This is a genomic window from Nocardia sp. NPDC051833 (assembly GCF_040681225.1).
In the GTDB taxonomy this organism is placed as follows: Bacteria; Actinomycetota; Actinomycetes; order Mycobacteriales; family Mycobacteriaceae; genus Nocardia.
This window is the reverse complement of record NZ_JBFAYK010000001.1, coordinates 1,304,904-1,327,497: the sequence shown is the minus strand read 5'-3', so window position 1 is coordinate 1,327,497 and position 22,594 is coordinate 1,304,904. Positions and strand designations below refer to the sequence as shown.

General features: G+C 70.9%; 19 protein-coding genes. 9 read left to right on the top strand and 10 right to left on the bottom strand.

From position 1 onward, the window contains the following. Positions 1 to 11 precede the first annotated feature (11 nt). The 3 genes from AB0L91_RS05805 (at position 12) to AB0L91_RS05795 (ending at position 6,953) form a co-directional block, all read left to right on the top strand. On the top strand, positions 12 to 1,358 hold the full coding sequence (locus AB0L91_RS05805) for an LLM class flavin-dependent oxidoreductase (RefSeq protein ID WP_365007478.1): 1,347 nt from the start codon (positions 12 to 14) through the stop codon (positions 1,356 to 1,358). Next, positions 1,355 to 5,080 carry an ABC transporter ATP-binding protein gene (locus AB0L91_RS05800; RefSeq protein ID WP_365007476.1) on the top strand — a complete coding sequence of 1,242 codons (3,726 nt, stop codon included), beginning with the start codon at positions 1,355 to 1,357 and terminating at the stop codon, positions 5,078 to 5,080. Before AB0L91_RS05805 ends, AB0L91_RS05800 begins: the two co-directional genes overlap by 4 nt. A gap of 295 nt (positions 5,081 to 5,375) precedes the next feature. After that, positions 5,376 to 6,953 carry a carboxylesterase/lipase family protein gene (locus AB0L91_RS05795; protein ID WP_365007474.1) on the top strand — a complete coding sequence of 526 codons (1,578 nt, stop codon included), beginning with the start codon at positions 5,376 to 5,378 and terminating at the stop codon, positions 6,951 to 6,953. Here the strand turns inward: AB0L91_RS05795 and AB0L91_RS05790 are convergent. The 5 genes from AB0L91_RS05790 to rfbD form a co-directional block, all read right to left on the bottom strand. Continuing rightward, entirely contained in the window at positions 6,950 to 7,306 is a 357-nt protein-coding gene (locus AB0L91_RS05790; protein ID WP_355276189.1) for a hypothetical protein, read from the bottom strand. The two genes, AB0L91_RS05795 and AB0L91_RS05790, sit on opposite strands and share 4 nt — an antisense overlap. A 12-nt stretch (positions 7,307 to 7,318) precedes the next feature. Further along, complete coding sequence (locus AB0L91_RS05785; RefSeq protein WP_365007472.1) at positions 7,319 to 8,101, bottom strand: FHA domain-containing protein; 783 nt, start codon at positions 8,099 to 8,101, stop codon at positions 7,319 to 7,321. Positions 8,102 to 8,245: 144 nt separating this feature from the next. Continuing rightward, positions 8,246 to 9,325 carry an NDP-sugar synthase gene (locus tag AB0L91_RS05780; protein WP_355276186.1) on the bottom strand — a complete coding sequence of 360 codons (1,080 nt, stop codon included), beginning with the start codon at positions 9,323 to 9,325 and terminating at the stop codon, positions 8,246 to 8,248. Between the two features lie 34 nt (positions 9,326 to 9,359). Then, positions 9,360 to 10,256 carry a glycosyltransferase family 2 protein gene (locus AB0L91_RS05775; RefSeq protein WP_355276184.1) on the bottom strand — a complete coding sequence of 299 codons (897 nt, stop codon included), beginning with the start codon at positions 10,254 to 10,256 and terminating at the stop codon, positions 9,360 to 9,362. 11 nt (positions 10,257 to 10,267) lie between these two features. After that, complete coding sequence (gene rfbD, locus AB0L91_RS05770; RefSeq protein ID WP_365007470.1) at positions 10,268 to 11,125, bottom strand: dTDP-4-dehydrorhamnose reductase; 858 nt, start codon at positions 11,123 to 11,125, stop codon at positions 10,268 to 10,270. A gap of 226 nt (positions 11,126 to 11,351) precedes the next feature. On the opposite strand from rfbD, the gene AB0L91_RS05765 reads away from it, so the two are divergent. From AB0L91_RS05765 to AB0L91_RS05755, 3 genes are all read left to right on the top strand, one after another. Next, a complete protein-coding gene (locus AB0L91_RS05765; protein ID WP_365011190.1) occupies positions 11,352 to 12,770 on the top strand; it encodes an LCP family protein in 1,419 nt (472 codons plus the stop codon). 3 nt (positions 12,771 to 12,773) lie between these two features. Further along, on the top strand, positions 12,774 to 13,487 hold the full coding sequence (locus AB0L91_RS05760; protein ID WP_365007468.1) for a TIGR03089 family protein: 714 nt from the start codon (positions 12,774 to 12,776) through the stop codon (positions 13,485 to 13,487). 115 nt (positions 13,488 to 13,602) lie between these two features. Then, complete coding sequence (locus AB0L91_RS05755; RefSeq protein WP_365007466.1) at positions 13,603 to 14,931, top strand: cytochrome P450; 1,329 nt, start codon at positions 13,603 to 13,605, stop codon at positions 14,929 to 14,931. An 8-nt stretch (positions 14,932 to 14,939) separates the two neighbouring features. Here AB0L91_RS05755 and AB0L91_RS05750 read toward each other — a convergent pair whose 3' ends face one another. Together AB0L91_RS05750 and AB0L91_RS05745 are read right to left on the bottom strand one after the other, a co-directional pair. Continuing rightward, positions 14,940 to 15,638 (bottom strand): response regulator, encoded by a 699-nt coding sequence (locus AB0L91_RS05750; protein ID WP_316575908.1) that lies wholly within the window; start codon positions 15,636 to 15,638, stop codon positions 14,940 to 14,942. Continuing rightward, complete coding sequence (locus AB0L91_RS05745) at positions 15,635 to 17,188, bottom strand: sensor histidine kinase (protein ID WP_357343372.1); 1,554 nt, start codon at positions 17,186 to 17,188, stop codon at positions 15,635 to 15,637. Before AB0L91_RS05745 ends, AB0L91_RS05750 begins: the two co-directional genes overlap by 4 nt. Before the next feature lie 77 nt (positions 17,189 to 17,265). On the opposite strand from AB0L91_RS05745, the gene AB0L91_RS05740 reads away from it, so the two are divergent. Next, positions 17,266 to 18,618: a cation:dicarboxylase symporter family transporter gene (locus AB0L91_RS05740; protein WP_365007463.1), complete on the top strand. Its 1,353-nt coding sequence runs from the start codon at positions 17,266 to 17,268 to the stop codon at positions 18,616 to 18,618. Between the two features lie 51 nt (positions 18,619 to 18,669). Here the strand turns inward: AB0L91_RS05740 and AB0L91_RS05735 are convergent, their stop codons facing one another. Together AB0L91_RS05735 and AB0L91_RS05730 are read right to left on the bottom strand one after the other, a co-directional pair. Next, positions 18,670 to 18,888 carry a DUF4287 domain-containing protein gene (locus AB0L91_RS05735; RefSeq protein WP_357343376.1) on the bottom strand — a complete coding sequence of 73 codons (219 nt, stop codon included), beginning with the start codon at positions 18,886 to 18,888 and terminating at the stop codon, positions 18,670 to 18,672. Between the two features lie 78 nt (positions 18,889 to 18,966). After that, positions 18,967 to 19,419: a DUF4267 domain-containing protein gene (locus AB0L91_RS05730; protein ID WP_365007461.1), complete on the bottom strand. Its 453-nt coding sequence runs from the start codon at positions 19,417 to 19,419 to the stop codon at positions 18,967 to 18,969. An 87-nt stretch (positions 19,420 to 19,506) separates the two neighbouring features. Here AB0L91_RS05730 and AB0L91_RS05725 point away from each other — a divergent pair, with 87 nt between their 5' ends. Further along, on the top strand, positions 19,507 to 20,082 hold the full coding sequence (locus tag AB0L91_RS05725; protein ID WP_355276171.1) for a TetR/AcrR family transcriptional regulator: 576 nt from the start codon (positions 19,507 to 19,509) through the stop codon (positions 20,080 to 20,082). 96 nt (positions 20,083 to 20,178) lie between these two features. After that, complete coding sequence (locus AB0L91_RS05720; protein ID WP_365007458.1) at positions 20,179 to 21,648, top strand: NAD(P)/FAD-dependent oxidoreductase; 1,470 nt, start codon at positions 20,179 to 20,181, stop codon at positions 21,646 to 21,648. A 1-nt stretch (position 21,649) separates the two neighbouring features. Here AB0L91_RS05720 and AB0L91_RS05715 read toward each other — a convergent pair whose 3' ends face one another. Continuing rightward, a complete protein-coding gene (locus AB0L91_RS05715; protein ID WP_365007456.1) occupies positions 21,650 to 22,588 on the bottom strand; it encodes a cation transporter in 939 nt (312 codons plus the stop codon). Positions 22,589 to 22,594: the final 6 nt, after the last annotated feature.

The following is a 22,594-nucleotide window of genomic DNA, read 5'->3' as shown; positions in this document are numbered from 1 at the left end:
AAGGTCTTCCCATGTCGAAACAACTGCACCTCAACGCCTTCCTGATGTCGGTCGGCCATCACGAGGCGGCCTGGCGGCTGCCCGAGAGCGATCCGCACGCGCACACCGACATCGACTACTACGTCCGGCTGGCCAAGACCGCCGAGCGCGGCAAGCTCGACTCGATCTTCTTCGCCGACAGCCCGGTTTTGATGGGGGATCCGGGGCGCAGGCCCAGCGGCAAGCTGGAGCCGACCGTCATCCTGACCGCCGTGGCCGTGCAGACCAGCCGGATCGGGCTCATCGCCACCGCCTCGACCAGCTACAACGACCCCTACAACCTGGCCCGCCGGTTCGCCTCGGTGGACTGGGCGAGCAAGGGCAGGGCGGGCTGGAACATCGTCACCACCGCGGGCGCCGACGCGGCCCGCAACTTCGGTCTCGACGACACCCCCGACCACAAGCTGCGCTACGACAAGGCCGCCGAATTCGTCGACGTCGCGACGAAGCTGTGGGACAGCTGGGACGACGACGCCGTGCTGGCCGACAAGGAACTCGGCATCCACACCGACGCGTCCAAGGTGCGCAAGATCCTGCACCACGGTGAGTTCTTCCGGGTCGACGGCCCGCTCAACGTGCCGCGCTCGCCGCAGGCGTATCCGCTGCTGGTGCAGGCGGGTTCGTCGGAGGACGGCAAGGAGTTCGCCGCCCGCTACGCCGAGGCCGTGTTCACCGCGCAGCAGACCCTCGACGACGCCAAGGCCTTCTACGCCGATCTCAAGGCGCGCACCGTCGCCGCCGGCCGCGACCCGGAGACCATCAAGATCCTGCCCGGCATCGTCCCGATCATCGGTGACACCGAGGAGCAGGCGCGCGCGCTCGACGACGAACTGGCCCGGCTGATCTCGCCCGAGTACGCGCGCAAGCAGCTCGCCGCGCACTTCAAGCTGCCCATCGACCAGCTCGACCTGGACAGCGAACTGCCCGACGACCTGCCCACCGAGGACGACATCCAGGGCTCCAAGAGTCGCTTCACCCTGATCGTGAATCTGGCTCGGCGCGAACGGCTCACGCTGCGCGAGCTGATCGCCCGCCTCGGCGGTGGCCGCGGGCACCGCACCTTCGCGGGCACCGCCGTGCAGGTGGCTGACGCGATCGAGGACTGGTTCCGCCAGGGCGCGGCCGACGGGTTCAACATCATGCCCGCCGTGCTCCCGTCGGGGCTGGAACGCTTCGTCGACGAGGTGGTCCCGATCCTGCAGGAGCGCGGCCTGTTCCGCACCGACTACACCGAGACCACCCTGCGTGGTCACTACGGCCTGGCCCGGCCCGCCAACCGATTCGACCAGCAGGCGGACGCGCTCGTGGCCGCCCGATGAGAACGGACTGGATCCGCTACCTGGTCGGCCGCTGTCTCGAGCACCGGCGGCTGGTGATCGTCAGCTACACCGGCGCGCTGGCGGCGGCGCTGCTCACCGCGGCGCTGCCGCTGGTCGTGCGGCATGTGGTCGACACGCTCAGCGCCACGGCGGCCTCGGTGGCGCCGTGGGTCGCGGTGCTGCTGGTGCTCGGGGCGGCCCGGTTCGGTTCGTCCTACGCGCGCCGGGTCGCCTCCTCGGAACTGTCGCTCGGGGTGCAGCACGATCTGCGCCGCGACCTGTTCGCCGCGCTGCTGCGGCTGAACGGGCGCGAGCAGGCGCAGCTGCGCACCGGGCAGGTGGTGAGCCGGGCGATCACCGACGTGACGCTGATCCAGATGTTCCTCCAGCTCATCCCGATGATCGCGGGCAATGTCGCGTTGCTGGTCGCGGTGCTGGTGCTGATGACGGTGATGTCGCCCGCGCTCACCGTGATCGCGCTGCTCGTGTTGCCGGGGCTGTGGATCGTCACCCGGCGCAGCCAGCGCCAGCTCTTCCCGGCCAACTGGGACGCCCAGGCCCGTGCTGCCGAGGTGGCGATGCGGGTGGAGGCCGCGGTGGCCGGGGTGCGGGTGGTCAAGGGTTTCGGTCAAGAGCGGCACGAGCTCGACCGGCTCGGTGACAGCGCGCGCGATCTGTACCGGTCGCGGTTGCGGGTCGCCCGGATCACCAGCCGGTTCACCCCGGTCGTGCAGGCGGTGCCCGCCGCCGGTCAGGCGCTGATCCTGGTCGTCGGCGGGTTGCTCGCGCTGCGCCAGGCCATCACGCTCGGCACGTTTCTCGCGTTCATGACCTATCTGAGCGCGTTCGTCGGCCCGGTGCGCCAGTTCTCGATGCTGCTCACGGTGAGTCAGCAGGGCAAGGCCTCGCTGGACCGGGTGCGCGAGGTGATCGAGGCGCCGGGTTCCGATGTGCCCGTCCCCGGCACCGCGCCGGTGGCCCCCGGACCGCCGCCGAGTGTCGAGTTCCGTTCGGTCCGTTTCGGTTTCGGGGACACCCCGATCCTCGACGATCTCGACCTGGCGATCGGCTCCGGCGAGACGGTCGCCATCGCGGGCGGAGCGGGCAGCGGCAAGACGATTCTGGTGTCGCTGTTGCCCGCGCTGCTCGAACCCGAGGCGGGCGTCGTGCTCTTCGACGGCGTCGATCTGCGCGCGCTGTCCGATCCGCGGGCGCGGGTGGCGATGGTCTTCGAGGACACGCACCTGATGGCCGACACCATCCGGGCCAATGTCGCCTACGGCAGGCCCGACGCGAGCGACGACCAGGTCCGGCACGCCCTGTATCTGGCCGCGGCCGACGAGTTCGTTGCCGCGCTGCCGCAGGGTATCGAGACCACCATCGGCGAACGCGGCCAACGACTCTCGGGCGGCCAGCGCCAGCGCATCGCGCTCGCCCGCGCCCTGCTCACCGATGCTCCGGTCCTCGTACTCGACGACGCCACCTCCGCCATCGACGCCCAGGTGGAGGAGCTGATCTACCAGCGCATCGGCGCGGAACTGCGGCAGCGCACGACGATCGTCGTCGCCCACCGGCTCTCGACGCTCGCGCTGGCGGACCGGGTGGCCGTGCTCGACGGCGGGCGCGTCGCCGAGCTCGGGACGCTGCGCGAACTCCAGCGCTCCGGCGAACTGTTCCGCGCCCTGTTCACCCCGCCCGAGGTCGTCGGCATCGGCGCCGACCCGCACCGCGACACCCCGCGCGAGGCCACCGCGGAACTGTGGGTGGCCCCCGAGGTCGACGAGGACGACGACCGCACCATGGAACACCTGGCCAAGGCGTTCGCGCGCCGGTCGGCGGGGGCGCCCGCTGGTCCGGGCGGGCCGGGCGGCGGGATGATGGCGAGCGCGCCGCCGACCGGTGACGTCGTCGCCCTGCTGGACCAGCTGCCGCCCGTCTCGGGCGAACCGGAGGTCGACCGGTCCTTCTCGCACACCCCCGACACCGCGTTCTCGCTGCCCCGGCTGCTGCGGCCGTTCACCTGGCCGCTGCTGGCCGGGCTCGGCCTGGTCGGGCTCGATGCCATCGCCCAGGTGCTCATCCCGTTCCTGGTGCGCTACGGCATCGACCACGGCGTGCTGGCCGGGGCGCGGGACGTGGTGCTCGGCGCCGCCGCGCTGGCGATCGTCGTCGTGGTGGTGGACTGGGGGATCAGTGTCGCCCAGGTGCGCGTCACCGGGCGGGTGGGTGAGCGGCTGCTCTACGGGCTGCGCCTGAAGACCTTCGCCCACCTGCAACGCCTCGGGTTGCAGTACTACGAGCGCGAGCTCGGCGGCCGGATCATGACCAGGATGACCACCGACGTGGACGGCCTGTCGGCGTTCCTGCAGACCGGCCTGGCCACCGCGCTCACCAGTACGGTCACCATCGCGGGTGTGGTCGTGGCGCTGCTGGTGATCGACGCGGGGCTGGCCCTGGTGGTGCTGGCGCTGCTGCCGATCCTTGCGGTGGCCACCGTCGCCTTCCGGCGCGCCTCGGTGCCCGCCTACAACCTGGCCAGGGAGCGGGTCAGCGCGGTCAACGCCTACCTGCAGGAGAACGTCGACAACATCACCGTCACCCAGGCGTTCCGCCGGGAAGCGGTGAACCAGGCCGAGTTCGAGCGGCGCTCGTGGGCCTACCGCGACGCCCGGTTGCGCTCGCAGGTGCTGATGGCGGTGTTCTTCCCGTGCATCGAGCTCATGTCGGTGATCGCCACCGCCGCGGTGCTCGCGGTCGGGGTGCACCAGGTGCGCGACGACCTGCTCACCGCGGGCACGCTGATCGCGTTCCTGCTCTACATCGAGCTGCTGTTCGCGCCGATCCAGCAGCTGTCGCAGGTGTTCGACAGCTATCAGCAGGCGGTGGTCGGCGTCGACCGCATCGGTGACCTGCTGCGCACCCCGGTCGACACCCCCGAGGCCGAGGACCCGCTCCCGGTCACCCGGCTCGACGGCGCGATCGAGCTGCGCGCGGTGAGCTTCGGCTACGCCGCGCGCGAGCGCACCGTGCTCGACGGGCTCGACCTGCGGATCGCGCCGGGGCAGAAGGTCGCGCTGGTCGGGGAGACCGGCGCGGGGAAGTCGACGCTGGTCAAGCTGCTCGCCCGGTTCTACGACCCGACCGGCGGCGCGGTCCTCGTCGACGGCGTGGACATCCGCCGGTTCCGGCTGCGCGACTATCGCAAGCGGCTCGGCGTCGTCCCGCAGGAGCCGTTCCTGTTCGGTGACACCGTGCGCGAGGCCATCGCCTACGGCAATCCGGGGGCGGCACCGGCCGAGATCGAGTGGGCCGCACGGGCGGTCGGCGCGCACGAGATGATCGCCGCGCTCGACCACGGCTACCACCAGTCCATCGGCGCGCACGGCCGCAGCCTCTCGGCGGGCCAGCGTCAGCTGCTCGCGCTGGCCAGGGCCCAGCTGATCGACCCGGACATCCTGATCCTGGACGAGGCGACCGCCTCGCTGGATCTGGCCACCGAGGCGCGGGTGCGCGCCGCGGTGGACGTGCTGACGGCGGGCCGCACCACGATCGTCGTCGCGCATCGGCTCGCGACCGCCGCCGACGCCGATCTGGTCGCGGTGGTCGGCGGGGGGAAGCTGGTGGAGGTCGGCACCCATGCCGAGTTGCTCGCCGCCGACGGTCCCTACCGGCGGCTGTGGGCCGCCTATGTCGGCGACGAAGCACAGCGCATTTCCAGCTAACCGGACGCGGTGTCGGCCGCTGCCCGGACGGGGATCTCCTGGCAGCGGCCGATATCGCTCTCGCCGGGGCCGGAGTGGGCGGCGGACGTGGCCGAATCCACATCGTGACCGCCGGGCGGCCCGCTGAGAAGCGGATTCGGTGTGTTCCGCGGGGTAACTGTTACCTGTCGGAATGGTGCGTTGGGAGGCTGACCGGGGCGGACGCACGTACTCTCGTAAGGAGTCACCAGGTGCTGCGGCCTGCGGGAGCAAATACACAGGCACCCGTCGGGTCGCGCCGGCTAGGAGGTGTGCGATGAGCATTCAGTCCGATCTCGGCCCCGACGTGCGGACGCACGAGGCCGAACCGCTGGCTCGCACGGAGTACGGAACGGTCAGCGGCGCCTGGGACGGGCCGATCGCGGTCTGGCGCAGCGTCCCCTACGCCGCCGCACCGGCCGGATCCGACCGCTTCTCGCCGCCGCGGCCGCCGCGCGCCTGGGACGGCGTGCGCGATTGCGTCGTCTTCGGTGACATCGCCCCGCAGGCGATGGGCGCGATGGTGCCCGTCGACTCCGATCTGGCGATGGGCGAGGACTGTCTCTGGGTCAACGTCTGGTCGCCGCGACCCGAGCCGAGCGACGACGCGCCGCGCCCGGTGATGGTGTGGCTGCACGGCGGCGCCTACTGCCTCGGCACCGCGGCGCAGACCATCTACGACGGGCGCAAACTGGCCGAGGCCGGTGACGTGGTCGTCGTGTCGGTGAACTACCGGATCGGCGTGCTCGGCTTCCTCGACCTGTCCTCGTTCGGCACGCCGTTCACCCCGAATCTCGGCCTGCGCGATCAGCTGGCGGCGCTGGCCTGGGTGCGCGACAACATCGCGGCGTTCGGCGGCGACCCGGACAATGTCACGGTCTTCGGTGAGTCCTCGGGCGCCGGCTGCGTGACGGCGCTGCTCACCTCGCCGTCGGCGGCCGGGCTGTTCCACAAGGCGATCGCCCAGAGTCCGCCCGCCACCACGGTCTTCGGGCAGGAACGCGCGGCCGTCGTCGCGCAGCGCTACCTGGAACTGCTCGAACTCGGCCCCGGCGAGACGGATCGGCTGCTGGACCTGCCGATCGAGCGGCTCGTCGAGGTGGGCGCGGTGCTGCTCGACGAGGTGCCGATCAACGAACCGGGCAGGCTCGCGGCGGCGCCCGTCGTCGACGGTGAGCTGTTGCCCGGCTACCCGATCGACCTTTTCCAGCAGGGGCGTTCGCATCGAGTGCCGCTGCTGATCGGGACCAACCGGGACGAGGCCTCGCTGTTCCGGGTGCTGCGCTCGCCGATCATGCCGGTGACACCCGACGCGGTGAACGCGATGCTGCGCGATGTCGCGGCCTCGCATCCGGAGATGTCGCCCGAGCGGATCGCCGAGATCACCTCCGCCTACCCGGATCTGACGAAAACCCGTGGGGCGCTGGCTATGTCGACCGACGCGGCCTTCCGGATGCCCGCCGCCTGGGTCGCCGAGGGCCACGCCCAGCACTCGCCGACCTGGATGTACCGCTTCGACTACGCGACCCCGATGCTGAAGGCCGCCCGGGTCGGCGCCGGGCACGCCACCGAATTGCCCTATGTCTTCGGCAATTTCGGCACGCTGAACCACGATCCGACCTTCTGGCTCGGCGGCCGCAAGGCCTCGGTCGCGGTCTCGGGCCGGATGCAGCGCCGCTGGCTGGCCTTCGCCGAACACGGTGTCCCCGCGGCCATCGACGGTTCCAAGCACTGGCCCCACTACCGCCCGTCGGCCCGCACCACCCTGCTCATCGACACCATCGACCGCGTCGTCGACAACCCCGACGCCGACCTGCACACCGCCTGGGGCGACCAGGCGGTCGGCTTCAGCTAGGCGAGCAGCCCCAGGATCGGCGCGCCGAGCGCGCCCAGCCAGTGTGCGAGGGCGGTGAGCGGGCCGGCCACGGCGGTCGCCGCGCCCGCGACCACCGTGGCGGCCTGGGCGATCCGGGTCAGTCGCGCGGAGATCTGTTCGCGGTCGGGCTGCGGCCGGGCGAGTTCGCGCTGGACCGCGGCCGCGTCGTCGGCGGCGCGGTCCATGCCGAGCCGCCGCAGGGTGGCCTCGAGTTCGACGGCGAAGTCGACGGTCTGGGTGGCGGTGAAGGTGCCGTGCTGACCGCCGTGGATGGTTTGGTCGCCGGCCACGTTGTTGATGTTGCCCTGCTGCGAGCCGATATTGAAGACCACGAGATTTTCCCCTTATCTGACGAACGGTGAGTTCCACGCGTGCCGTGGGTCCCGGTCGACCTTGCGGACGCGGGCGGCCGCGACGATCCACATGATCAGGCCGATGATCAGCAGGAACTGACCGACGAAGGCCACCGCGAAGCAGATCAACCCGGCGGGCATGCCGAGGCTCGTGTCGGGGCCGAAGAACAGCATCCCGTCGGGCGGCCCTGCGCTCGCATCGCCGAACGTGTCGTTCAGTTCGCTGATCCCGTCGATCAGGAAGTACGCGTAGCCGATTCCGCCGCCGACCAGCATGAACAGGCCGATCCAGAACACCCAGCGCGCCTTGGTCCTGGACGCCGCGACCGCGCGCAGGAAACTCTCGCGCTGCTCGATGTAGCTGTTGATCTGATCCCGCCCGACGTTGTTGATCTGGTGCCCGGTCTGCCGCTCCACCGTGAAGGTGACCGGATCCGGCGGTGGCCTGCGAACGGCCGAACTCGGCATCGTCACGGTGGGTGGCCCCTGCTCGAAGCGCGCGTCGACATTGCCGAAGGTAAGGATGTCGCCGTCGCGCAGCGGGCGCAGACCCGCGATCAGCTCACCGTCGACCCTGGTGCCGTTGGCGGAACCGAGGTCCTCCACGGTGGCGCGACCGGCGGTGAGATCGATGGCCGCGTGCGCGGCGCTGAGATAGCGGTCGTCGAGGCGCAGGTCCGCCCGCGCGCCGCGGCCGATCAGCTGCCGACCAGTGGTGAGCGGCAGAACAGTACCCGCCAGTTCCTGCGGGTGGAGGATGACGAGCCTCTCCATACCGCGAATGTTCGCAGGGTCGAGAACCGCCACGCCTGAGTACTTCACTACCTGTATCGGGGCTCCGACCAGGTGATTTTGTCGCGGAAACCGCCACCGCGGTGGCCACCGACCGACAGTCGGCGGCCACCGCGGTGGAACGGATCAGACGTCGGTGGAGAAGCGAATGCCGCCGTCGGGGATCTCCACGCCCGGCCACACCCTGGCACCGCGCAGCAGTTCACAGCGGGCGCCGATATTCGCGCCGTCGCCGATCACGCCGTCGCGGACCAGCGCGCGCGGCCCGATCCGGGCGCCGAAGCCGACGATGGAGCGTTCGACGGTCGCGCCCGCTTCGACGATCGCGCCGTCGAAGATGACCGCGCCGTCCAGGCGGGCACCGGCACCGATCTCGGCGCCGCGGCCGACCACGGTGCCGCCGATGAGCAGCGCGCCAGGGGCGACGCCCGCACCGGGATGCACCAGCGACTCACCCCGCTGCCCCGGCAGCGCGGGCGAGGGGGCGATGCCGCGGACCAGATCGGCCGAGCCGCGCACGAAGTCCTCCGGGGTGCCCATGTCGCGCCAATAGGAGGCGTCGACGTGGCCCTGCACCCGCGCGCCCTCGGCCAGCAGCGCGGGGAAGACCTCGCGCTCGACCGAGACCGGGCGACCGGTCGGGATCTTCTCGATGTACTCGCGGCGGAACACGTAGCAGCCCGCGTTGATCTGGTCGGTCGGCGGATCCTGGGTCTTCTCCAGGAACGCGGTGACCCGGCCGTCGGCGTCGGTCGGCACGCAGCCGAAGGCGCGCGGGTCGCTGACCCGGACCAGGTGCAGGGTGACGTCGGCGTTGGTCGACTCGTGGGTGTCGAGGATCGCGCCCAGATCGGTGCCGCCGAGGACGTCGCCGTTGAACACCATGACGTTGTCCGCGCGCAGCTTGGGCAGCACGTTGCGGATACCGCCGCCGGTGCCCAGCGGCTCGGTCTCGGTGACGTACTCGAGCTCGAGCCCCAGTTCGGAGCCGTCACCGAAGTGCTCTTCGAACACCTCGGCCTTGAACGAGGTACCCAGCACCACGTGGGTGATCCCGGCCTCGGCGATGCGGGCCAGCAGGTGGGTCAGGAACGGCAGCCCGGCCGTCGGCAGCATCGGCTTGGGCGCCGAGAGGGTGAGCGGACGCAGCCGCGTGCCCTGTCCGCCGACGAGGATGACCGCGTCGGTGCCTGAGTTGCCTGCCATCGAGTTTCCCCTGTTCACAGTGACGGCGCCCACGTCAGGCGCCGGTGCGCGCTTTCTCGCGCAGCGCCGATCGAACCGCAATCCGGGAGCGAACCGCAAGTCCGGCGCGCAGCGCGCCCCGCAACGGCGCCTGCCACCAGTGCGGATGCCGGTCGGCCTGGAAGCGGTAGGCGCTGGCGTGGTGGGCGGGCAGCATCAGTTCGGGATGCTTGCCCGCGGCGTGGCCCTTGGCGTGGGTCACCTCGGCGTCGGGGACGAACACATTGTGCCAGCCCGCCTTGCCCATGCGGTCACCGAAGTCGACGTCCTCCATGTACATGAAGTAGCGCGAGTCGAAGCCGTCGATGGTGTCGAAGGCGGCCCGGCGGACCAGCAGGCAGGAGCCGGACAGCCAGCCGACCACCCGCTCGGAGATCTCCTCGTTCTCCTGCCGGTAGCGCACCGACCAGGGGTTCTTCGGCCAGATCGTGCCCAGGATGGCGTGGCCCGCGCCGTCGGCGAGGCCGGGGACCCGGCGCGCGGACGGGTAGACGCTGCCGTCGGGCTCACGGACCATCGGCCCGAACGCGCCGGCCCGGGGCCAGCGCTGGGCGGCCGCGAGCATCTTGTCGATGGAATCGACGCCCCACCGGATGTCCGGGTTGGCCAGGATCACGAACTCGATCGACGGGTCGATCTCGGCGACGGCCCGGTTGATGGCGCCGCCGTAGCCGATGTTGCCGCCGGTCCGCAGCAGCCGCACATGCGAGTTGGCCTCGGCGACGAGCTCGGGCACGCCGTCGGTCGAGCCGTTGTCGGCCAGGATCACCTGCGGCTTCTCGCTGGTGGCGTCGGCCAGGGTGGTGATGAAGTGCTCGAGGTGCTCGCCCGGTGAATAAGTCACCGTGACGACGGCAAGGCCCGCAGGGGCCGCGGAATCGGCTGCGTTCACGACTGGGCAGCCTAGTCGGACAGACGCCGGAGTGCGTCGGCTAGTGCGGAACGCCAGGGCCGCAACGGGGTGAGACCGGCCGCGTCCCACGCCGCGGGGGACAGCACCGAATAGGACGGTCGCGGTGCGGGTCTGGGAAAGGCGCTCGAATCGCACGGCAGCACCCGCGCCGGATCCGCCCCGACCTCGGTGAAGACGGCGACGGCCAGATCGAACCAGGTGGCGGTGCCGGAATTGGTGGCGTGCAGCACCCGCGGCGCGGCGGGCCGGGTGCTCAGCTCGAGCAGCGCGGCCGCGAGATCGGCGGCGCTGGTGGGGGAGCCGAGCTGGTCGTCGACCACGGTGACGGTCTCGCGTTCGCGTTCCAGCCTGCGCATGGTCGCGACGAAATCCCCCTCGACACCGGAGTACACCCAGGCGGTGCGCACGACCTGCGCGTCGGGGCTCAGCTCCAGCACCGCCCGCTCGCCGGCCAGCTTCGACTGGCCGTAGACCGTCGCCGGTCCGGTGCGGTCGTCCGGTTCGTAGGGCGTGCTCGCGGTGCCGGGGAAGACGTAGTCGGTGGACACGTGGATCAGCCGGGCTCCCGCCGCGGCGCAGGCGGCGGCCAGCACGGCGGGGCCGGTGGCATTGGCGGCGAAGGCGGCGTCGCGATCGGATTCGGCGGCGTCGACCGCGGTGTAGGCGGCGCAGTTGAGCACCACGGCGCCCGGGCGCAGGACGGCGTCGACGGCCGCGCGATCGGTGATATCGAGCTCGGCCCTGCCGTAGCCCGACGCCGCGGGCGCGAGCCGCAGGATCTCTCGCCCCAGCAGGCCGCGCGCTCCGGTTACGATCAGCCGGGAGGGGACGGGGAAATCGGGGTTCACGCGGCCAGTCTGGCACGCCGGAACACCTGCGGTTCGGCGTGACTGTGGTAACTGTTGGTTAGCCTGTGATGGCCGGTTTCGGTGGACGAGCCCAGGCACACGAGATGGTGGGGTTTGCCGGGGATTCGGAGCCGAGCGCGGAGTTCGTCGAGAGGATCACGAGTTGCGAGAGTCGACACGACCACCCACGGTCGCCACCCAGACCGGTGCCGGTCCGGTGCAGGTGATGGTGGCGATCGCGGCGGTGCTGGTGCTCGCCCTCACCGGATTCGCGTGGCGCAGTGTCGACAACCTGATCGCCAATATCGATCGGATCGGTGGCCTCGGGCTCGGTGGCGGTCGCGACGGCGCGGTCGACATCCTGCTCGTCGGCGTCGACAGCCGCACCGACGCGCACGGCAACCCGCTGACCTCGGCCGAGCGCGCGATGCTGCACGCGGGCGACGAGGTGGGCACCAATACCGACACCATCGTGCTGGTCCGGGTGCCCAACGACGGCCGCTCGGCCACCGCGATCTCGATCCCGCGCGACTCCTACGTCGACGTGCCCGGCCAGGGCAAGGCCAAGATCAACTCCGCCTACGGCTCCACCAAGGAGGCCGAACGCGCCAAGCTGCTGGCCAAGGGCAGCTCCGAGGCCGACGCCGAACGCGAGTCGACCAAGTCGGGCAGGCAGGCGCTGATCAAGTCCGTGGCCTCGCTCACCGGCATCACCGTCGACCATTACGCCGAGGTCAGTCTGCTCGGCTTCGTGCTGCTCACCGATGCCGTCGGCGGGGTCGAGGTGTGCCTGAACAACGCGGTGGACGAATGGATGTCGGGCGCGGACTTCCCGGCCGGGCAGCAGCGTCTGGAGGGTCAGCAGGCGCTGAGTTTCGTGCGCCAGCGGCACGGGCTGCCGCGCGGTGACATCGATCGCATCGTGCGTCAGCAGGTGTTCATGGCCCAGCTGGTCGGCCAGTTGCTCAATGCCAAGATCCTGGCGAATCCGGGCAAGCTCGGCGAGATCAGCGAGGCGGTCGGGCGCACGGTGGTGCTCGACGAGGACTGGGACGTGCTGGCCTTCCTGCAGCAGCTCAAGGATCTGTCCGGCGGCAAGGTGGAATTCGAGACCATCCCGGTCGCCGACCTCAACAGCATGACCTCGGCGGGCGAATCGGTGGTCCGGGTCGAGCCGAAGGCGGTGCAGGACTACGTCGCCGGGCTCGTCGGCGAGGAGAAGAAGGGCGGCGGCGACGCGCCGAAGCTCGACCCGTCGACGGTGACGGTGAGCGTGTTCAACGCGGGCGGCAAGGCCGGGCTGGCCGCCAAGGTGTCGAGCGCGTTGACCGGCAAGGGTTTCCGCGAGGGCCTGGTGGGCAATTACTCCGGAGGCAGCGTGAGTTCGAGCCGGGTGCTCGCCGCGGACGCCGGGGATCCGAAGGCCGCGGCGGTGGCCGAGGCACTGGGCGGTCTCACCGTGGTCGCGGATCCGTCACTGTCGGCGGATACCGTGAGCGTGGTGCTGGCGAGCGACTATTCTGGTCCGGGCTCGGCCGCGGCAGGCATGTTCGATTTCGACGGAACATCCTCGGCGACCGCGACGCCAGTACCGCCAGCCCCGCCGATCGACGCAGGCCAGAACGGACCGAAATGCGTGAACTGACCCATGCGTGAGCCGAACTCGACCCTCACCGACGTCCTCCTCGACCCGATCCTCGAACGCGACCCGGCCGGTCCGCGCGTCACCTGGTACGACGACGCCACCGGCGCCCGCATCGAGCTGTCGGGTCTGACGCTGGCCAACTGGGCCGCCAAGACCGCCAATCTGCTGCGCGACGAGTTCGCGCTCAGTCCCGGCGCCAGGGTCGCCGTGCTGCTGCCGGCGCACTGGCAGACCGCGGCCGTGCTGCTCGGCTGCTGGTGGGCGGGCACCGAGGTGGTGCTCACCCCCGATCCCGACGCCGACCTCGCCCTGGTCACCCCCGACCGGCTCGACGACGCCGACGGCGTCGACGAGGTGGCGGTGCTGTCGCTGGACGCGATGGGCACGCCGGTGCGCGATGTCCCGGTCGGCGTCACCGATTTCGCGACCGCGGTCCGCGTGCACGGCGACCAGTTCCTGCCCGGTGGCTTCCGGGCCGCGCTCGACGGGCTCTCGGTGGGCGAGGTGCTCGCCGAGGCCAGGAAGTCGGCGGCGCTCCAGGGGATCTCCGCCGGTGACCGGGTGCTGTCGAGCGCGCCGTGGGAGACCGTGACCGAGCTGATCGACGGCTACATCGCGGTGCTGTACGCCGGTGCCTCGCTGGTCCAGGTCGTCAATCCCGACCCGGCCGCCGTGGAGCATCGGGCCGCCACCGAGCGGGTCACCGTCCGGCGCTGATCCTGGCCGCGTCTCCTACCCAGGTATAGGTCGATCTCCGACTGGAACACGTTCCGCCAGCGTGCCGGTGGCCGTACGGTGGAGGCATCCATTCGGCAGAGCGGCAGGGGTGGCGATGAACGCGCAGTACTGGTTGCGATGGTCGGCCGAGCACGGAGCGCCACGGGCGGTCCTGCGCTGGCAGGTGCGCAAGGGTGACCCGTTCGCCATCCTGCTCAGTGGACAGCGCGGCCTGCACGACCCCTACCCGCTGATCGACGAACTCCGCGCGCCCGGCGGACTGCTGCGGACCCCGCTGTCCTACGCGGCCTTCGACCACGGCCAGGTGCGGGCCATCCTGCGCGACACCCGATTCGGCGTGCGGCAGGCACTCGGCGGCGATCTGCCGGGACCGTGGCGCAAGCTCGCCGCGCTGGTCACGCTGCCGCCCAATCCGGTCGAGCCGCCGTCGATGCTGGTCCTCGACCCGCCCGAGCACACCAGGATGCGCAAGCCGGTGGCCTCGGCGTTCACCCCGCGCGCCATCGCCCGGTTGCGGGATCGGGTGGAGGTGGTCACCGCCGAGCTGCTCGACGCGATGCCCGCGCACGGATCGGTCGACCTGATCACCGATTTCGCCGCCAGGGTGCCGATCGCGATCATCGCCGACATGCTCGGCTTCCCCGCCGCCGACCGCGACCTGTTCCTGCGCTGGGGCGACCGGGTGACGCCGCTGCTCGACATCGGCACCTCGTGGCGCACCTACCGGGGCGCGATGGTCGCGATCGAATCGATGGACGACTACCTGGCCGCCCACATCGCCCAGCTGCGCCGCGACCCCGGCGAGGACATCCTCTCGACCCTGGTCCGCTCCGGCGACCTGGACCTGCGCGAACTCCAGGCGGGCGCGAGCCTGCTGATGGGCGCCGGTTTCGAGACCACCGTCAACCTGATCGGCAACGCCATCGCGGCGCTGTCGGCCAACCCCGATCAGCTCGCGCTCGCCCAGGCCGATCCCGACCGCTGGTCCGACGTGGTGGAGGAGACCCTGCGCTTCGACCCGCCGGTGCAGACCACCGCGCGCCAGGCGCTCGAGGACGTCGAGATCGACGGCATCACGGTGCGGGAGGGCCACACGGTCATCCTGTCGCTGGCGGGTGCCAATCGCGACCCCGCCGTCTTCGCCGACCCGCATCGCTTCGACATCGACCGCCCGAACCTGCGCGAACACGTCGCCTTCAGCAGCGGCATCCACGCCTGCCTCGGCGCCAGCCTGGCCCGCATGGAGGCCGTACACGCGTTGCGCGCGCTCTACACCCGCTACCCGAACCTGCGGCTGCGCGAGGCGCCGGTGCGGCGAAACCTGTTCACCCTGCACGGTTTCGAGCACATGCCGGTCGACCTCGGTCCGGTCGCGCGTACCCCGGCACCGGACGGTCTGGCGGGGGCCGCGCGCCTGTCCTGATCTCCGGTCTACGCGCCGGCGCGCCAGCGGTAGCGGGTCTTGGGGCGGCCGGCGCGGCCGTAATCGGCTCGGCGCTCGGCCAATCCGTCGTCGGCGAGCTTCTCCAGGTAGCGCCACGCGGTGATGCGGGAGACGCCGACGGCCGCGGCGGCATCGGTCGCGGTGATGCCGGACTCGGCCGAGCGCACGGCCCGCGAGACCTCCTCGAGCGTGTGCTGCACCACGCCTTTCGGCGCGCCCGCCCGCTGGTCCGCGGTGCGCAGGGCACCGAGAGCGCGGTCGATGTCGTACTGCGACAGGGCGGCCTCGCCCGCAGGGAGCGCGGTGTCGAAATCGCGGTAGCGCTCCAGCTTCTCGCGGAACGCGGCGAAGGTGAACGGCTTGAGCAGATACAGCACCACGCCGTGTGCCACGGCATTGCGCACCATGGTCAGCTCGCGGGCGGAGGTGATCGCGATGACGTCCGGCCGCGGTTCGAGACCGTTGAGCGCGGCGGCCACCTCGAGTCCGCTGATGTCGGGCAGACCGATGTCCATCAGCACCAGGTGGAACGGATTGCCGTCCGCGATCGCCTCGGCGGCCAGGGTGAGCGCGTCGCGACCGGTGTGCGCGACGCCGCCGGTGACGAACCCGTCGAGCCGCTCGAGATAGGCCCGGTGGGCCTGGGCGATCAACGGCTCGTCCTCGACGATCAGGACCCGGATCATGTCTTCTCCCTCAGCGGAATGCGAACGTTGACCGCGCTGTGTGGTGCGGCCGTGGTGGTGATGGCGCCGCCGTGCCGATCGACGAGGCGGTGCACGAGTGCCAGGCCGAGTCCGGCGTGGTCGGTCTTGGTGGTGTAGCCGCGTTCGGCGGCCCGCGAGAACATCTGCGCCGACATGCCGGGTCCGCTGTCGGCGACCCGGACCACCAGCTCGCCGTCACAGTGGAACACCGACACCTCGACCCGCTTGTCGACGGTGCCCGCCGCGGCGTCGATCGCGTTGTCGACCAGGTTGCCGACCAGCGTCACCGTCTCCTGCGCCGAGAGCGGATCGGTGGAGTCCAGCGCGGTGTCCTCGCTGATCGCCAGGCTCACCCCGCGCTCGGCGGCCTGGTCGACCTTGCCCAGCAGCAGCGCGGCCAGCGCCGCGTCCCCGACGGCGGACAGCAGCCGGTCGATCAGGACCTGCGAGAGCCGCAACTCCGCGGTGGCGAAGGCGACGGCCTCCTCCGGGCGGCCCAGCTCGACCATGGTCACGACGGTGTGCAGCTTGTTGGCCGCCTCGTGCGCCTGCGCCCGCAGCGACTCGGCGAACCCGCGCACCGAGTCGAGCTCGCCGAGCACCGCGCGCAGTTCGGTCTGATCGCGAATGGTCAGCACGGTGCCGATCGGGCGGCCCTCCCAGCTGACCACGTCCTGGTTGACCAGCAGCACCCGGTCGGTGGTCACGTGCGTCTCGTCGCGCACCACGCCCCAGCGCATCTGCTGCAGCGAGGTCGGCAGGTCGGTGCGGTGCACCGGGCCGTCGGGCAGGTCGAGCAGGGTGCGCGCCTGATCGTTGACCACCTCGGCGGGCCCCGGCGCGGTCCCGAACACCACCAGGCCCTCGTGCACCGAGTGCAGGACCGCGTCGTGGTGCTCGTAGAGCGCGCGCAGCTCGTCGGGGGCCAGGCCGTGGGTCTGGCGGCGCAGTCTGCGGCTGATCAGAAACGACGAGCACGCGGCCAGCGCGAGCCCGGCCGCGGAGACGCCGAGGATCACCGGCACCTGCGAGGCCACCTGGGTGCCGATCCTGGCCCTGGTGACCCCCGCCGAGACCAGCGCGACCACCCGGCCGCTGTCGTAGACCGGGGTGACCGCGCGGATCGACGGTCCGAGCGAACCGGTGAAGGTCTCGGTGAGCGTCTGCCCGGCCAGTGCCGCGTCGATGCTGCCGGTGAACGGTTTGCCGATCATGTCGGGATTGGTGTGGGTGTAGCGGGTGCGATCCGGCGCCATCACCACGATGAAGTCCATGCCGGTGTCGACGCGGATGCGCTCGGTGGTGGGTTGCAGCAGTCCGCTGGGGTAGGGCGAGTTGACCGCGGCCAGCGTCGACGGTGCGCGCGCCACGGTCACCGCCACGTCGCGGACCTGCAGTTCGGTGGCCACGTCGTGGTCGTGGCGGGCGTCGAGGACCGCCAGGATGGTCCCGGTCCCGATCATCAGGGCCAGCACCACCAGCTGCCAGACGAAGGCCTGCCCGGCGAGCGACAGCCGCACTCGTCGCATCTTGCCCTCCGACCTCGTCTTGAACGTTATGCACCAAATGTGATGGGAGTCACAGTGGTTCCGGATGATTGTGCGCCATGAGCACAACCGCCGCACCATCGCGGAAACGCGACCATACCCATTGGCTGTACATCGCGGTGATCTTCGCGGTCCTTGCGGGCATCCTGGTCGGCCGGCTGGCGCCGGAATTCGGTCAGTCGCTGGCGCCGCTGGGCACCCTGTTCGTGAACCTGATCAAGATGATGATCGCACCCGTCATCTTCTGCACGATCGTCCTGGGCATCGGATCGGTGCGCGCGGCCGCCACCGTCGGCAAGGTCGGTGGCCTGGCCATCGCCTATTTCCTGGCGATGTCGACGGTCGCGCTCGGCATCGGGCTCGTCGTCGGGAACCTGATCGAGCCGGGCACCGGACTGGGCGCCGGCACCGCGGGCGCGGGCGCGAAGTACGCCGAGCAGGCGCACGGCGCGGGCGGCACCTGGGACTTCATCCAGGCCATCGTGCCGACGACGCTGGTGTCGTCGCTGACCGCGGGCAGCGTGCTGCAGGCGCTGTTCGTCGCGCTGCTGGTCGGGTTCGCGGTGCAGGCGATGGGGGAGGCGGGCGCGCCGATCCTGCGGGCGGTCGCGCTCGGGCAGAAGCTGGTGTTCCGGATCCTGTCGATGATCCTGTGGCTGGCCCCGATCGGCGCGTTCGGCGCGATCGCCAACGTGGTGGGCCGCACCGGCTGGTCGGCGGTGGTGCAGCTGGCGACGCTGATGATCGCGTTCTACCTGACCTGCCTGGTGTTCGTCTTCGGCGTGCTCGGGGTGGTGCTGCGCCTGGTCTCGGGGATGTCGATCCTGAAGCTGTGCCGGTATCTGGCGCGCGAGTACCTGCTGATCGTGGCGACCTCGTCCTCGGAGTCGGCACTGCCCCGGCTGGTGGCGAAGATGGAGCACGCGGGCGTGGAGCGCACGACGGTGGGTGTCGTTGTGCCGACGGGATATTCGTTCAATCTCGACGGCACCGCGATCTACCTGACCATGGCCTCGATCTTCATCGCCGACGCGATGGGCAAGCCGCTGAGCCTGGGGGAGCAGATCGGCCTGCTGCTGTTCATGATCATCGCGTCCAAGGGCGCCGCGGGGGTCACCGGCGCGGGCCTGGCCACGCTCGCCGGTGGCCTGCAGAGTCACCGTCCGGAACTGCTCGACGGTGTCGGCCTGATCGTCGGCATCGACCGCTTCATGTCCGAAGCCCGTGCGCTGACGAACTTCTCGGGCAACGCGGTCGCCACCCTGCTCATCGGCACCTGGACCAAGACCGTCGACGCCGATCGCGCCCGCCGGGTCCTCGATCGCGAACTGCCCTTCGACGAGGAGACGATGGTCGACGACCATCCGGTCGATGTCGCGGAACCGGCGCCGAAACCCGTTCCGGTGTCGTGACCGACGCGAAAGGCCCCGCGGTGCTCGCGGGGCCTTCCGGTGGGCGTGGGATCAGGCGCGCGCCCACTTGTCCGGGTTCAGGTGGTACTGCACCAGGGCGGTCGCGTGCCCATGGCCGAGACCGTGTTCGGTCTTGAGCCAGGTCACCAGCGCCGCGTGCTTGGTCTCCGTCGCCGCGCCGAGGAGGGTCAGCCACTCGTCGACGGTGCGGCCGTACTTGGCCTCGATGGTGGGGAAGTAGGACGCGGGGCCGTGCGGTGCGTTCGCCATGGTGGTTCCTCCTCGGTGGTTGCTCGTTGTCGGTGAAGACGGTGGGGCGGCGCGGAATTCATCGCATAGTGACCGGCGTCACGCCGCGATGGCGACCCGCTGGTCGACGGTGGTGTTGGTGCCGGTGCGGTGCTCGCGGAGCAGCAGTCCTCCGGCCAGGGCGACGAGCACGGCGGTGAAACCGTGGATGCCGAAGGCGGCGGCGGGGGAGCCGTCCCAGCTCAGCACCGTGAGCATGTCGCCGGCCGGGATCAGGGCCAGCACCAGCATCGTGATGCCGAGCGCGAAGCGCTGGCGGGCGGCCAGCAGCGCGATGATCAGGAGGCCGCTGACGGTATCGCGCACGCCTTTGAGATTCAGGAAGGCCACCGCGTCGCCCTGGGGCCAGGTGGGCAGGCCGAAGCCGGTGGCGATGGTCTCCGGGGTGATCAGGTAGCTCAGGCCGATGTAGAGGATGAACGCCGCGCCGAGCGCGGAGAGGGCGGTGGCGGTGCGCGAGACGATCATGGTGTGCTCCTGGGTCTGTTCCACGTTGCTCTGAAATCTAGCGGTGCTAGGTGATGCGAGAACGATAGCGTGCGCCCCGCTCTCTTGTCTAGCGTTGCTAGAATTTCGAGCATGAGCACGCAAACCCGTAGGGAACGCGAACGCGCCCAGCGACATCAGCAGATCATCGACACGGCCAGGGAGCTGGCCGAGGCGGAGGGCTGGGACGCGGTCACCATCCGCAAACTGGCCGACCGCATCGAGTACAGCCAGCCGGTGCTCTACAGCCACTTCGCCAACAAGGCCGCCATCGTCGGCGCCGTCGCTCTGCAGGGTTGCGTGGAACTGGCCGAGCAGGTGCGCCTGGCCAGGGAGAGCGCGACCGACCGTACCGAGATGTTCGACAAGGTCGCCCGCGCCTACCTCGACTTCGCCGCCGCCAACCCGGCCCGCTACGACGCGATCTTCGTCCTCACCACCGATCTCACCTTCGGCCTTGACGCCCCGCAGCCGCTGCGCGACGCCTTCGCCGGCCTCGAGGCGATGTTCAGCTCGGGCGCCGAGGGCGACGAACTCGGCGCGCGCACCGAGGTGGCCTGGGCCTCCATGCACGGCATCGCCACGCTGGAACGCAGCGGCAGGCTGCGCCCGGAGCTGCGCGAGCGGCGGATCGCCCTGCTGGTCGAGAGCTGGGCCGCGTTCGCGTGAGGTGACCGACGACTCGTCGGCGGCGGTCCGCGCGCCGCGTAGGTTGGAGTCGACGGCGCAGGTCGCCCGCGGCGGCCGAGGGCGAAGGGACATCGGATGGCTGAGGTCGTGGTAGTCGGGTCGGGGCCCAACGGCTTGGCCGCGGCGGTGATCGCGGCGCGCGCCGGGCTCTCGGTGCGGGTGCTCGAGGCTCAGGAACAGCCGGGCGGCGGGTCACGGACCGCCGAGCTCACCCTACCGGGATTCCACCACGACATCTGCGCGGGCGCCCATCCGATGGCGTTGGCCTCGCCCTTCTTTCGCGCGTTCGACCTCCCGGCGCACGGCGTCGACCTGCTGACCCCGACCGTCTCCTACGCGCACCCGCTCGACGGCGGCATCGCCGGGTTGGCGTGGCGCAACCTCGAATCCACGATCGCCGACCTGGGTCGCGACGGCCCGGCCTGGCGCGCGCTGTTCGGTCCGCTGGTCGAGCACTGGCCCGACGTGGTCGACCTGGCCATGTCGGATCTGCGGCATCCGCCGACCCGGATTCCCACCGCCGTCCGCTTCGGCCTGCGCCTGCTCGAACAGGGATCGCCGCTGTGGAACAACCGCTTCCACGACGAGGTCGCGCCCGCGCTGCTGACCGGCGTGGCCACCCACGCGATCACCCCGCCGCGCGCGCTGCCCGCGGTCGGCGCCGCCCTGCTGCTCGGCACCCTGGCCCACGCGGGCGGCTGGGTGATTCCGCGCGGCGGCAGCCAGGCGATCCCGAACGCGCTGATCGCCGAGCTGGAACGGCTCGGCGGCGAGATCGTCACCGGACACCGGGTCGACGACTTCGCCGAACTGGCGCGGGCGCGCGCCGTGCTGTTCGACACCTCGCCCGCCGAACTCCTGCGCATCGCCGGGGATCGCCTGCCCTCGCATTATCGCGAGCGCCTCGGCCGGTTCCGCTACGGCGGGGCCGCCTGCAAGGTCGATTTCGCGCTGTCGGGTCCGGTGCCGTGGACCGCGCCCGGCTGCGAGCTGGCGGGCACCCTGCACCTGGTCGGCACCCGCGCCGAGGCGATGCGCGCCGAACGCCGCGTCGCCGCGGGCGAATTCGCGGAGCGACCGTATGTGCTGGCGATCCAGCCCGGCGTCGTCGACCCCACCCGGGCCCCCGAGGGCAAGCACACCTTCTACACCTACGCGCACGTCCCCAACGGCTCCGACCGCGATATCAGCGAGACCGTGATCGCCCAGGTCGAGCGGTTCGCCCCCGGCTTCCGCGAGCTGATCCTGGCGAAACACGTGACCCCGGCGGCCTTCATGCCCGCGCACAACGCCAACTATGTCGGCGGTGACATCTCCGCGGGCGCGATGACCCTGCGCCAGACCGCCTTCCGCCCGCTGGCCCGCTGGAACCCCTACTCCACCCCGATCCCCGGCACCTACCTGTGCTCGTCGTCGACCCCACCCGGCCCCGGCGTGCACGGCATGCCCGGCCTGCACGCCGCCCGCCACCTGCTGCGCACCCGCTTCGGCATCGTCACCGATCCCCTCGACCTCCTGCGCGGCGCTGCCCCGGCCTACCACTGAATCAGGGTGTCGCGCGGACCGATTCGGGCCGGAAGACGTCGGGTTCGAGGTAGACGGTGCAGACGTGTGGCGCTGCCACCCGGATGCGGTGGTCGGCGTCGTCGATGGCCGCGCCCACCTCGCTGATGTCGAGCCCGGGGCGCATCGCGATCTTGGCGTTCACCAGCAGATCGTCCGGGCCCAGGTACTGGGTCTGGATCCGGACGACCCGCACGATGCGGGGATCGGCGAGCAGGGCGCCGCGAATCGCGGTGTCCTCCTTGGCCGTGGCGCCCTCGCCGATGAGCAGGCTCTTGGTCTCGACGATCAGCACGATCGCGTTCACGCCGAGCAGCAGGCCGATCAACAGGGTGCCGATGCCGTCCCACACCCCGTTGCCGGTGAGCATCGTCAGGCTCACCCCGGCCAGCGCGAATACCAGGCCGATCAGCGCGCCCAGGTCCTCGAGCAGCACCACCGGCAGCTCGGGATTGCGGGTGGTGCGGATGAAATGCCACCAGCCGCGCTCGCCCTTCAACGGCGCGGACTGCTTGCGCGCGGTGCGGAAACTGAAGCCCTCGAGCACCATCGATACCAGCAGGATCACGATCGCGACCGACGGCGACTCGATCCCGTGCGGCGACATGATCTTGTGGATCGCCTCGTTCACCGCGAACAGCGAGCCCATGGTGAACAGCACCAGCGCGACGACGAACGAATAGAAGTACCGGTTGCGCGAATACCCGAACGGGTGCAGCGTGTCCGGGTCCCGGCCCGCCCGATGCTGCCCGACCAGCAGCAGCGCCTCGTTGGCGGTGTCGGCCACCGAGTGCACGGCCTCGGCGAGCATCGACGACGAGCCGGTGATGAACGCGCCGATGAACTTCGCGGTCATGATGCCCGCGTTAGCCGCCAGCGCGGCGATGATCGCGATCTTGCTCTCTCCGCCTTCACCGGCCATGGCACC